We start from the raw sequence: 11,273 nt of genomic DNA, 5'->3' as shown, positions 1-11,273 counted from the left end.
GGCCGCGGTGACGTTGGCCGCTGCGGCCAGCTCTGCCGGCGGGGCGAAACGCCGCTCCTCCTTGAGCAGGTTGGCCAGGCTCTCGTTGCTCAACGCGCACTCCTCATCGAGTCATGATCTGGGGCGATCCCGTGCGTGGGGATTGTCCCGTGTGTCCCAGCGCACAGCTCACCAGGCGAACGGGCCAGTTGACAAGAGGCTCCTTGGAATTGGTGTAGACCTTTGACCGAACATCGAACGGTCGACCGCCGATTGACCGCCGATCGGTCGTTGTGTTGGCCGTCACGTCGGTCGGTCGGCGAACGGCCGACCGCGCGGCCCGCCACCAGGAGGGGGCTGGCCGCGCGGCGGCCGGTGGGCCCGTGTCCCGGCCCGCCCGGCGGAGACACGGGCCCGGCTCTAGGCGGCCAGCTGAGGGCCCTCCTCGCTGCCGTCGGCCGGAACCCGGCCGTCCTTTCTCACCCGTTCGGCCGAGTCCCCGTCAAGCGGCGCGCCGAGCGGGGCGTCGAACGGTGCGTCGGGCGGAGTGCCGAGCGCGGAGTCGGTACGGGCTTCGGCGTGGGCGTCGCCGCGGGCCTCGACCGGGCTGAACGTCCCGGCGGCGCGGTCCAGGACGTAGGCCTGGGCGGTGGCGAAGTCGAAGTACATCCCGACCAGGCGCAGGCTGCCCTCCTCGACCCGGCGCTCCACCGCCGGGTTCGCCATCAGCTGGTCCAGCTGCTGCACCACGTTGGTGATGCAGAGCTGCTCCGCGAGGTCCACCACCGGCCGGTCGGCGAACTCGGCCGGGGCCCGTCGGAGCCGGTCCAGCGAGCCGCGGCCGTTGCGCAGCCAGCGGGCCAGCGGGGTGGGCGACCCGGGGCGCTCGTGCACGCCGTCCAGCAGGGCCTTCATCGCGCCGCAGCCGGAGTGGCCGCAGACCGTGATCGAGCGCACCTCCAACGCCTCGACCGCGTACTGCACGGCGGCGGCCACCGAGTCGTCGGCCGCACCGGGCTCGAACGGGGCCGGCACCAGGTTGCCCACGTTCCGGACGGTGAAGAGGTCGCCCGGCCCGCTGTTGGTGATCATGCTGGTCACCATCCGGGAGTCCGCGCAGGTCAGGAAGAGCTGGGAGGGCGTCTGTCCTTCCCGGGCCAGCCGGGCGAGTTCGGGCCTGATCAGCGGGGCGGTGTGCTGTTGGAACACCCGGACGCCGTCCAGCAGCCGGCCGTGCGGGTCCTCCTGCTGGTCGATGCAGTGGTGGCCGACCCAGGGCGTCCAGGCCCGGCAGCGGTGCGGGCCGGGTGAACTGCCCGCGCGGACCGTGCCGTCGGGGTCGAGCACCTCGTCGTCCTGGCGCCGCGTCACCAGTGCGACCCGCCCGCCCATGGCCTGGTGCCCCGTCCGCCAGTCGTGCAGCGTCTCGTAGGCGGCGTGGTCCAGGAACGAGCCGTCGTGCACCACAGTGACCTCGGCGCCTGCGGGGATCCCGGCCAGGGCCCGGCTGAGCCGGGGGACGGCGGCGAAGGTGAGCGGACCGTGGGTCTGGACGGTCACCGAGCCGGCGGGGCCGGTCGCGACGTCCACGTGGGCGCGGGTCAGCCGGTACAGCGCGAGCAGGACGGCGGTGGCCGCACCGAGGCCGACGCCCCACAGCACGCCGAAGGCCACCACGGCGATCAGGGTGGTCAGGTAGACCGGGAACTCGCGGTGCCGGTGCACGTTGCGGATGTGCGCGAAGCTCACCATCTGCAGCCCGACCACCAGCACCAGCGCGGCCAGGGCGGCCAGCGGGATCCGGCGCAGCCCGCCGGTCAGCGCCAGTGCGGCGGCGAGCACCCAGACGCCGTGCAGCACCGAGGCCCATCGGGTCTGCCCGCCGGCCCGGACGTTGGCCGTGCTGCGGACGGCGCCGCCGGCGATCGGCAGTCCGCCGACCAGCCCGCTGACCAGGTTGGCGAGGCCCTGCCCGCGCAGCTCGCGGTCGAGGTCACCGGTGCGTTGGGACATCCGGTCCACCGCGACGGCGGACAGCAGCGACTCCACGCTCGCGACGGCGGTGACGGTGAGGACGGCGGCGAGCACCCCGGCGAGCGAACCGTGCGGCAGCGCGGGCACGAGCGCGAGCGGCTGCCAGGCGGGCAGTTCGATGTGGGCGAGCTGCAGGTCCAGGGTGAGGGCGAGCGCGGTGGCGACGGCCACGGCTGCCAGTGGGCCGGGCACCTTGGCCAGGCGGGCGCCGAACTCGCCCGCGCGGCCCGGGAGTCGGTCGAGCCTGGGCCAGCACAGCAGTACGGCCACGGTCACCGAGCCGGCCAGCAGCGCGGGTGGGTGCGGACCGGCCAACTGCCCCGGCAGCGCGAGGAGGTTGGCGACCGCGGAGCTCTGCGGTGAGCCGCCGAGGACGACGTGCAGCTGCGCGATGGCGATGGTCAGCCCCACCCCGGCCAGCATGCCGTGCACGATCGCGGGCGAGACCGCGAGCGCCGTCCGGGCCACCCGGCGTGCGCCGAGCAGGAGTTGGAGCAGACCGGCGGCGAGGGTGATGGCGCAGGTGGCCCGCCAGCCGTACTGGGCGATCAGCCCGGCGGTGATCACGGTCAGTGCGGCAGAGGGGCCGCTGACCATGAGCGGGGTGCCGCCGCACAGCCCGACCACGATGCCGCCCACGGCCGCGGCGGCCAGCCCGGCGGTGAGCGGGGCGCCGGTGGCGAGCGCGATGCCGAGCGAGAACGGCACGGCGATCAGGAAGACCACCAGGGAGGCGGAGAGGTCCTGGGCCCAGCGGGCTCTGGGGCCGGGGGTCGGTGGTGCGTGGTCGGTGGTGTCGGAGGCGATGGGTGCACTGGAGATGTCGAGGGTCATGGTCTTCCCGTCTGTCCGTGGGAACGAACGCAGTCAGGTCCGGTGGTGAGTCCGGGGTGGGGCTCCGGGGCGGATCGGCTGTCGTGGGTCGCGACGGTGTGGCGGGATGGCGTGGGCACGGCGGGGAATGCGGGTGTCACCGGCCGGCGTCGACCATCTGGATCCGCCAGGGGCCAGGGCGAGGTGCGGGATGTCTCGCCGAGGGCCGTCGGGACGGGCCATCAAGACTCGGTAAACCGAGGGTAATGAAAGCTTTGCACAGCGTCGTTCTCGGAGGGAAGCGGAAAATCCCCGGTTCACCCCATTGGGTGGTGTTCGAACCGGCGGGAATCTGCTGGTGGGCGGCTCGGGCGCGTTCGGGAGGGCTTGGCGGCGGGCGGCCGACGGGCGGGGCCGGAACGGGCGAACGGGCCGCGGCGTCCCCCGGGGTGAGGGGGAGGCCGCGGCCCGTCCGGTCGGTGGCGGTGCCGTTCGCGGGGGTGTCAGACGGTGGCTCCGGCCTGGGCGGCCGGTGCGGCGTCGGCCGCGAAGCCGTCCGGGAGCCCGTCGGGGAACCCGCCCAGGACGAAGCCCTCGTCCACCTGGGTCGCGAGGTCGGTGCCGGCCTTGGCGTTGGCCCAACTCTCCGCGTTGCGCCGGTGGAAGAGCACGGCCTGCTCGGTGTAGCGGCGCGCGTCGCGCAGCCCGTGCGCCGCCTCGGCCTCGGCCCGCAGTTCCTCCAGGACGGCGCGGTTGGCCGGCTCCAGCGACTTGAGCGGCGGCTCGGCGCCCTGCTCCAGCCGGCGCACCCAGTCCGACTGGCCGAAGGTGGCGAGCAGGTCGTCGCCGACCTCGCGGCGCAGGAACGCCAGGTCGTCCGGCCCCTGCACCTTGTTGCCGACCACCCGCAGCTGCACGCCGAAGTCCCGGGCGTAGTCCTTGTACTGGCGGTAGACCGAGACGCCCTTGCGGGTCGGCTCGGCCACCAGGAAGGTCAGGTCGAAGCGGGTGAACAGCCCGGAGGCGAAGGAGTCCGAGCCGGCCGTCATGTCGGTGACCAGGTACTCGTCCGGGCCGTCCAGCAGGTGGTTGAGCAGCAGTTCCACCGCGCCGACCTTGGAGTGGTAGCAGGCCACCCCGAGGTCCTCCTCGGTGAACGCGCCGGTCGCCAGCAGTCGGACCGAGCCCTCGTCGAGCGCGATCGGGCGGGCGCAGGCGGCGTAGACCGGGTTCTCCTCGACGATCCGCAGCAGGCGCGAACCGCGCCCGGGCGGTGTGGTCTTGATCATCTCGTCGGCGGAGCGGATCAGCGGGTTGCTGCCCCGCAGGTACTCCTTGATCTCCGGCAGGTGCGCGCCGAGCGAGGGCAGGTCGGCCGCCTGGGTGTCCGTCAGGCCGAGGGCGGGGCCGAGGTGCTGGTTGATGTCGGCGTCGACGGCGATCACCGGTCGGCCGATGGCGGCCAGGTGGCGGATGAACAGTGCGGACAGCGTGGTCTTCCCGCTGCCGCCCTTGCCGACGAAGGCGATCTTCATCTGGGGCTCCGGCTCTCGCTCTGGGCCCTGGGGGCGGGCCGCGTGCTCTGGGGCGCGCGTGGGGGAGCGCCCTCTAACTGGAAATCGTTATCGTCTCCGATAGCGGTCATGCTAGCCGGGGTTTGGGGTCCACCGGGGGAGGGAAGTGAGGATTGCCTCTAACGGGTGATGCGGGGTTGCTGTTCCGGGAGGGGCCGCCCGTTCATTACTCTCGGGTAGGTGAGCACTGGAACAGATCCCCTCGCCCCGTTGGCCCAGCTCCCCGGGGTGCCCGACGCCGTGGCCGAGGTGCGCAAGGCCGTCGACCGGCTCTACGGCCACCGGGTGATGCGTCGCCGCGCGACCGAGGTCACCTCCGAGTCCGCGCTGCGCGGCGCCCGCGCGTCGGCGGCCGTGGCCGGGGCCGACTGGCCGCTGGAGGAGGTCCGGCGCCGTACCGACTTCAGCGCGGACGCCGAGGCCCGTACGGTCGGCGCGGCGCTGCGGATCGCCGCCGAGGCCGGCCAGCTGCTCAGCATCTGGCGGCACTCGCCGCTGCAGGTGCTGGCCCGGCTGCACCTGCTCGCGGTCGGCGACGCCGACCCGGCCGCCGGTCGGCCGCGCCGGGCGGGGGAGGGTGCCGAGGAGCTGTTCCCGCTGGAGCTGGAGCCGGTGGAGAGCGTCGAGGTCGAGGCCGCGGTCGGCCCACGGCCGGTACTGCCGCCCGCGCCGGACGCGGAGGAGGTCGCGGCCCGGCTGGACCAGCTCTCGCGGCTGCTGGTGGCCCGTGCGGAGGGGCAGGGTGTGGGCACGCCGGCCCTGGTGGTCGCGTCCGTGGTGCACGGCGAGCTGCTCGCCCTGCGGCCGTTCGGCGCCCACAACGGGCTGATCGCGCGGGCCGCCCAGCGGATCGTGCTGATCACCGAGGGCCTCGACCCGAAGTCGATCTGCCCCGCCGAGGTCGGCCTGGCCGAGCTGGGCACCGACACCTACCGGCGCGCCCTCGCGGGCTACCTGGCGGGCACGCCCGATGGCATGGCGGCCTGGATCGCCCACTGCGGGCGGGCGCTGCGGCTGGGCGTGCGGGAGAGCACGGCGGTCTGCGAGGCGATGCAGCGCGGCATGGCCTGAGCCGGAGCGGTCCCCGCGCGGGTCGGCTCCGCGCGCGCTGCGGACACGAAGATGCGGCGGCACCTGATCCTGCTGGGTGCCGCCGCTGGTGCAGATACCGGGTGACCATGCATGCACCGGAAGTGCCGATCAGACGGGGATCCTGCCCGTTCGTCTGGTCCGGCGGCCCGACAGCGGGTCGGCTGCATGTGGGTGCTCGGATATCTGTACGTGCGGTCCGTGGGGCCTGAACTGCGTTGTCGGTTTGACCTCTTCGGGTCCTGACCGGGTCTCGCGGGCCGTGCTTCCTTTGTATCGCGTTTCGCCCGAAAGGGGAACCCGAAAAGGGAAGTCTGTGCTGATCTGCCCGTTTTGCTGGCGTTCGCAGCCTTCAGAGCCTCCCGGAGGACCCCTGAGAGGGCTCCCGCCGGACTGGTGAGGGCTTCAGGCGGAGGGGCGGCGCCGACGGGCCAGGTACCAGATGACCCCGGCGGTCACCGCGGCCGTCCCGGCCGCCACGGCGGTCAGCACCGAACCGCTCGGCGCGGAGAACTCCGGCAGCCGCCGTCGCAGTTGCACCGGGCGGTCGAAGACCAGCACCGGCCACTCCCGCGCCTGCGCCTCCTTGCGCAGCGCGCGGTCGGGGTTGACGGCCGACGGGTGGCCGACCGCCTCCAGCAGCGGCAGATCGGTCGAGGAGTCGCTGTAGGCGTAGGACGCGGCCAGGTCGTAGCCCTCGGTCCCGGCCAACTCCCGGATCGCGGCGGCCTTGTTCTCCGCGTAGGCGTAGTACTCGATCTCGCCGGTGTAGCAGCCGTCCTCGACCTTGAGCCGGGTGGCGATCACGTGGTCCGCGCCCAGCAGTTCGCCGATCGGCTCGACCACCTCGGAACCCGAGCTGCTGACGATCACCACGTCCCGGCCGGCCGCGTGGTGCTGTTCGATCAGCGAGGCGGCCTCGTCGTAGATGATCGGGTCGATCAGGTTGTGCAGGGTCTCGGCGACGATCTCGCGGACCTGCTGGACGTTCCAGCCCCGGGTGAGCGCGGAGAGGTACTCGCGCATCTTCTCCATCTGGTCGTGGTCCGCACCGCCGACCAGGAAGACGAACTGGGCGTACGCGCTGCGCAGCACGGCCCGACGGTTGATCAGGCCGCCCTGGTAGAACGGCCGGCTGAAGGCGAGGGCGCTCGACTTGGCGATGATGGTCTTGTCGAGGTCGAAGAAGGCGGCCGTCCGCAGTCCGTTCGGCCGGGGGCGCTCGGGTGCGCCCGGCTCCTCGGGCCCGATGGGGTCGCCCTGGGACTCGTCGGCGTGGTCGTCGGCGTTCGCGGTGGTGTCCACGGGAACCGAGGATAGAGGGAGCCGCAAAACACCCCGCCATTCGGCGTACTCGTGGGCGTGCGGGTTTGTGTTTCTGGCCGCTCGGGTACACCATGGAAGTCACGGATCGTTCGCGACCGTGCTAACCCGGTCCGGCTCCTCCCCCCCGAGTCGGGCTGTGGATAGACGACCCCCGCTCTCCCCCCCGGCGGGGGTCGTCGCACGTCCGGGGCCATTTTCAGGGCTTGAAGGCCCTTCGTGCAGGCTTCGGCGCGGGCTTCCCCGGGGGTGTACAGGTGGTGTCGACGGCTCGGTCCGTCCACCACCTTTCGTCACTCTGCGTCGCCGTTTGCTCATGACTCGCACGATGCGCACGGCTGGTTCCGATCGGCTCCGCACGGCCGCCCCGGAGGGGTGCGCGGGAGGCCGTGAGCCGGCCTCGGGAAGGCGGTCGACGGGGGGTCGGTGGAGGTCCGGTTCATCTCGGTGACCCCCTTTCGTCAATTCTTCGCCGATTAGCCCCCCGCCCGAGTGAACGTTTTCATCCACAACCCCCGAGTTATCCACAGGCAATCGGAACGTGGATGACGGAATCCGGATCTCCCCCCACCGTGATGGTCGGCGGCGGTCGCCGGGCAGGGCCTCACCCCTTCCTCTCCCAGAGGTCTGCCTGGCGGCCGTCCGCCGGAACCGTCCGATGCGCGCCGCGACCGCCCCTGGTGGCCGCCGGCGCAGAGGGGAGAACACCATGTCGACGCCGATCGCCGACCAGGTCACCGCCGGAGGCCCCGCGGCCACCGGGCCGCTCGTCGTCACCGGGGACGACAGCCTGGCCGAGCACCTGCTGCGGGTCTGCGCGGCAGCGGGCACCGAGCCCCGGCTGATCAGGGGCGCGCCGCCGCCGCGCGAACTGTGGGAGGCCGCCCCCCTGGTCCTGGTCGGCGACGACCAGGCGGAGCGCTGCGCCGGGCTGGGCAGGCGCGGCGGGGTGCTGCTGCTCGGGCTGGACCTCGACGACCCCGGGGTGTGGGTCAGAGCCGTCCAACTCGGCGCCGAGCACGTGCTGTTCCTGCCCGACGCCGAAGCCTGGCTGCTGGACCGGATCGCGGACGCGGCCGAGGGCGTCGGCTCCCCGGCGGTCACCGTCGCCGTGCTCGGCGGCCGGGGCGGCGCCGGGGCCTCGACGCTGGCCTGCGCCCTCGCGGTCACGGCCGCGCGGACGGGGCGGCGGACCATGCTCCTCGACGGCGATCCGCTGGGCGGGGGCCTGGACATCCTGCTCGGCGGGGAGACGTCCCGCGGGCTGCGCTGGCCCGACCTGGCCGGATCGCGCGGGCGGGTCAGCGGGGCCGAGCTGGCCAGGGCGCTGCCGGCCCTCAAACGGCTCTCCGCGCTGTCCTGCCTGTCCTGGGACCGCGGCGACACCCTGACCGTCCCGCCCGCCGCCATGCGCAGCGTGCTGGCGGCCTCCCGGCGGCGCGGCGGGCTGGTCGTCGTCGACGTGCCGCGCCATCTCGACCCGGCCGCCGGGCAGGCGCTGGAGCAGTCCGACCTGGCGCTGCTGGTCGTCCCGGCCGAACTGCGCGCGGTGGCGGCCGCCGATCGGGTCGCGGCGGCGGCCCGGATGCGGCTCGGGGACGTCCGGGCCGTGGTGCGGCCGGTGCGGGCCGGCGGGCTCCCGGCCCACCGGATCGCCCGTGGGCTGCGGCTGGAGCTGGCGGGGGAGCTGGAACCGGAGCCGGGTCTGGCCGAGGACGTCGAGAAGGGCGTCCCGCCCGGCACGCGGGACGGCGGCCCGCTCGCGCGCTTCTGCGCGAGCTTCCTGAACGAGGTACTGCCGCCGGTGTCGGCAGTCGGAGGAGGTGCGTACTGATGGTCCGTCTGCGCAGGAGCAGGACAGGAACGCGGGGCGGCGTCCCGGTTCCGGGTGACGGTGCGCGGGAGCACCGGCCGCTGCGGAGCGTGCCGCCGCCCGGCGGGCCCACCCGGGCCGAGCACGGGCCCTGCCCGTACGGCCGGACGGCCCGCGAGGAGCGGGCGGCGGAGCTGGTGGACGCGGTACGGCTGCGGCTGGCCGAGTCCGGGGCCGCCCCCACGGCGGGCACGGTCGCGGCCGTGCTGCGGGCCACCCGGCCGCCGCTCGGCGGGGACGAAGTGCTGGACACCGTGCGCTCGCTGCGCGCCGAACTGGTGGGTGCGGGCCCGCTGGAGCGGCTGCTGGCGGCGCCCGACGTCACGGATGTGCTGGTGAACGGTCCGGACGAGGTGTGGGTCGACCGTGGCGGCGGTTTGCACCGAGCCACCGGGGTCCGGTTCGCGGACGCCGAGGCGGTACGGCGGCTGGCCCACCGGCTGGCCACCGCGGCCGGGCGGCGTCTGGACGACGCCCGGCCCTGGGTGGACGCCCGGCTGCCGGACGGCACCAGGCTGCACGCGGTGCTGCCGCCGATCGCGGCCGGCTGCACCCACATCTCGCTGCGGGTGTGGCGGCCCCGGCCGTTCACACTGGACGAGTTGGTGGCGGGCGGTGCGCTGCCGCCGGAGGGCGCCGAGCTGTTGGCCGGCATCGTGCGGGCGCGATTGTCGCTGCTGGTCTCCGGCGGGACGGGCTCGGGCAAGACGACCTTGCTCGCGGCCTTGCTCGGCCTGGTCGGGCCGGACGAACGGATCGTGGTCGCCGAGGACTCCGCCGAGTTGCGACCGGCCCATCCGCACGTGGTCCGTCTGCAGAGCCGGCCGCCGAACCAGGAGGGGCTGGGCGAGTTCACTCTGCGGGACCTCGTCCGACAGGCGCTGCGGATGCGGCCGGACCGGCTGGTGATCGGCGAGGTGCGCGGGGCCGAGGTGTCGGACCTGCTGGCCGCGCTCAACACCGGGCACGAGGGCGGTTCAGGCACCGTCCACGCCAACACGGCGGCGGATGTGCCGGTCCGCTTGGAGGCACTGGGCTCGCTCGCCGGGCTCGACCGGCCGGCCCTGCACAGCCAACTGCGGGCCGCGCTGGACGTGGTGGTGCACCTGGTCCGGGACCCGGGCTCGGGGCGGCGCCGGGTGGCGGAGATCCACACGCTGGCGGGGGACCGCGACGGGCTGGCCGTGACCACTCCGGCGGTCGAGTTCCCGGCAGCGGGTGGGCTGGTGCCCGGAGCGGCCTGGGACCGGCTGGTCGGGCTGCTGGCCGCACGCGGGGTGCGGCTCGGGGCGGGGGCGTCATGAGCGCGGCGGTGATGTCGGTGGCGGCGCCGGTGGTGATGACGGCGGTGGCGCCGGCGGCGGTGCGGGCGTCGGCGTCGGGGCCGGTGGCAGCGGCGGGCCAGGCGGCGCGGGAGCTGCGGCTGGTGGAGATCGGGTTCGTGCTGTTCCTGGCCGCGTGCGCGACGGGTGCCCTGGTGCTGCTCGGGGCGTCGGGACGGACGGGGCGCCGGCGAGGAGGTGACTGACATGATGCGTGATCAACTCACTTTCTGCTGGGTGGCGGTGCTGTGCGTGCTGGCCGTCGCCGGGTGGCGGACGGTTCAGGAACAGCTGCCCGGTGGGCGGCGCTCCAGGCTGGTGCTGGCGGGCAGCGGGCCCCCGGTGCGGGCGCTCGGCCCTGAGGCGGCGCGCTGGGCGAAAGGCCGACTGTCCGGGCTGCTGACGCCCGAACTGCTGGTGCTGCCGGCCGGCTTGGTCCTCGGACAGGTGACTGTCTCGCCGGTGCCGGTGCTCGCGGGCGTACTGGCTGTCCTTCCGCTGCGGAGGTGGCGGCTGCGACGGCGCCTCGCGGTGGAAGCCGGGCAGCGGGCCGCCGCCGTGGTGGAGCTCTGCGCCGCGCTGGCCGGGGAGTTGCGCAGCGGCGCGACGCCGGAGCAGGCCCTGCACCTGGTCACCGCACGGCTGGCCGCGGACCCGGACGGGCTGCGCAGGCTCGGCGCGGAGCCGGTGGCCCGGCTGGCGGCGGGCCGCTACGGCGGGGACGTTCCCGCGGCGCTCCAGCTGCTCGCCGAACTGCCCGGCGGCAGCGGGGCGGCGGCGATCGGGGCCTGTTGGCGGGTCGCCTCCGACGGAGGGTCGGGGTTGGCCGCCGCGTTGGACCGGGTCGCGGAGGCGCTGCGCGGCGAGCGGGCGTTGGCCGAGGAGATCGCCGGGGAGCTGGCCGGACCGCGGGCGACGATCGCGGTCCTGGCCGCCCTGCCGGGCGCGGGGCTGCTCCTGGGTGGCGCGCTCGGGGCCCGGCCGGTGGAGGTCCTGCTGCACACCCCGGCCGGGCTCGGCTGCCTCGGCGCAGGAGCGGTGCTGGAGGGGCTGGGGGTGCTCTGGACGGCCCGCATCGTCCGGGCGGCGGCCCGGGGCGCGCTGGAGGCCCCCCGGGGCGCAGGGAGCCGCTCCCGTGCGGCGGGCCCGGGGAGGGATCTGGGTGGGCGGCGCGGGTTCCTCCGGGCCGGGGCGTTCGGTGCCGGAGCGGGGGTGGGGTGATGAGGCTCATCGGGTGGGTGCCGGTCGGGCTTCCGGCGGTGGTGA

General features: G+C 74.6%; 8 protein-coding genes. 5 read left to right on the top strand and 3 right to left on the bottom strand.

Annotated features, from left to right (window positions below; all coding sequences use genetic code 11):
- Nucleotides 1-399: 399 nt before the first annotated feature.
- Together ABTY61_RS36515 and ABTY61_RS36510 are read right to left on the bottom strand one after the other, a co-directional pair.
- The gene (locus ABTY61_RS36515; protein WP_350509488.1) at nucleotides 400-2,847 is read right to left on the bottom strand and encodes a SulP family inorganic anion transporter; all 2,448 of its coding nucleotides are present in this window, start codon (nucleotides 2,845-2,847) and stop codon (nucleotides 400-402) included.
- A 482-nt stretch (nucleotides 2,848-3,329) separates the two neighbouring features.
- Complete coding sequence (locus tag ABTY61_RS36510; RefSeq protein ID WP_350509487.1) at nucleotides 3,330-4,361, bottom strand: ATP-binding protein; 1,032 nt, start codon at nucleotides 4,359-4,361, stop codon at nucleotides 3,330-3,332.
- Between the two features lie 219 nt (nucleotides 4,362-4,580).
- On the opposite strand from ABTY61_RS36510, the gene ABTY61_RS36505 reads away from it, so the two are divergent.
- Complete coding sequence (locus ABTY61_RS36505) at nucleotides 4,581-5,471, top strand: Fic family protein (RefSeq protein ID WP_350509486.1); 891 nt, start codon at nucleotides 4,581-4,583, stop codon at nucleotides 5,469-5,471.
- A 423-nt stretch (nucleotides 5,472-5,894) separates the two neighbouring features.
- Here ABTY61_RS36505 and ABTY61_RS36500 read toward each other — a convergent pair whose 3' ends face one another.
- The gene (locus ABTY61_RS36500; protein ID WP_350509491.1) at nucleotides 5,895-6,692 is read right to left on the bottom strand and encodes an HAD family hydrolase; all 798 of its coding nucleotides are present in this window, start codon (nucleotides 6,690-6,692) and stop codon (nucleotides 5,895-5,897) included.
- 829 nt (nucleotides 6,693-7,521) lie between these two features.
- Here ABTY61_RS36500 and ssd point away from each other — a divergent pair.
- From ssd to ABTY61_RS36480, 4 genes are read left to right on the top strand one after another with little or no spacing between them, the layout of a single operon-like run.
- Entirely contained in the window at nucleotides 7,522-8,646 is a 1,125-nt protein-coding gene (ssd, locus tag ABTY61_RS36495; protein WP_350509485.1) for a septum site-determining protein Ssd, read from the top strand.
- Entirely contained in the window at nucleotides 8,646-9,989 is a 1,344-nt protein-coding gene (locus ABTY61_RS36490; RefSeq protein ID WP_350509484.1) for a TadA family conjugal transfer-associated ATPase, read from the top strand. Before ssd ends, ABTY61_RS36490 begins: the two co-directional genes overlap by 1 nt.
- Entirely contained in the window at nucleotides 9,986-10,213 is a 228-nt protein-coding gene (locus ABTY61_RS36485) for a hypothetical protein (RefSeq protein ID WP_350509483.1), read from the top strand. The genes ABTY61_RS36490 and ABTY61_RS36485 overlap by 4 nt, the downstream gene beginning before the upstream one ends.
- Before the next feature lies 1 nt (nucleotide 10,214).
- Nucleotides 10,215-11,228: a type II secretion system F family protein gene (locus tag ABTY61_RS36480; protein WP_350509482.1), complete on the top strand. Its 1,014-nt coding sequence runs from the start codon at nucleotides 10,215-10,217 to the stop codon at nucleotides 11,226-11,228.
- Nucleotides 11,229-11,273 lie beyond the last annotated feature (45 nt).

The sequence above is a fragment of the Kitasatospora sp. NPDC096128 genome, from assembly GCF_040303105.1.
Lineage (GTDB): Bacteria > Actinomycetota > Actinomycetes > Streptomycetales > Streptomycetaceae > Kitasatospora.
The sequence above is the reverse complement of the archived record's forward strand: the minus strand, read 5'-3'. Positions and strand labels throughout refer to the sequence as shown.

Bases quoted from the DNA above. Each gene is read 5' to 3' on its own strand.
- ABTY61_RS36515 (WP_350509488.1), bottom strand. From the start codon at position 2,847: ATGACCCTCGACATCTCCAGTGCACCCATCGCCTCCGACACCACCGAC.
- ABTY61_RS36510 (WP_350509487.1), bottom strand. From the start codon at position 4,361: ATGAAGATCGCCTTCGTCGGCAAGGGCGGCAGCGGGAAGACCACGCTG.
- ssd (WP_350509485.1), top strand. From the start codon at position 7,522: ATGTCGACGCCGATCGCCGACCAGGTCACCGCCGGAGGCCCCGCGGCC.
- ABTY61_RS36490 (WP_350509484.1), top strand. From the start codon at position 8,646: ATGGTCCGTCTGCGCAGGAGCAGGACAGGAACGCGGGGCGGCGTCCCG.
- ABTY61_RS36485 (WP_350509483.1), top strand. From the start codon at position 9,986: ATGAGCGCGGCGGTGATGTCGGTGGCGGCGCCGGTGGTGATGACGGCG.
- ABTY61_RS36480 (WP_350509482.1), top strand. From the start codon at position 10,215: ATGATGCGTGATCAACTCACTTTCTGCTGGGTGGCGGTGCTGTGCGTG.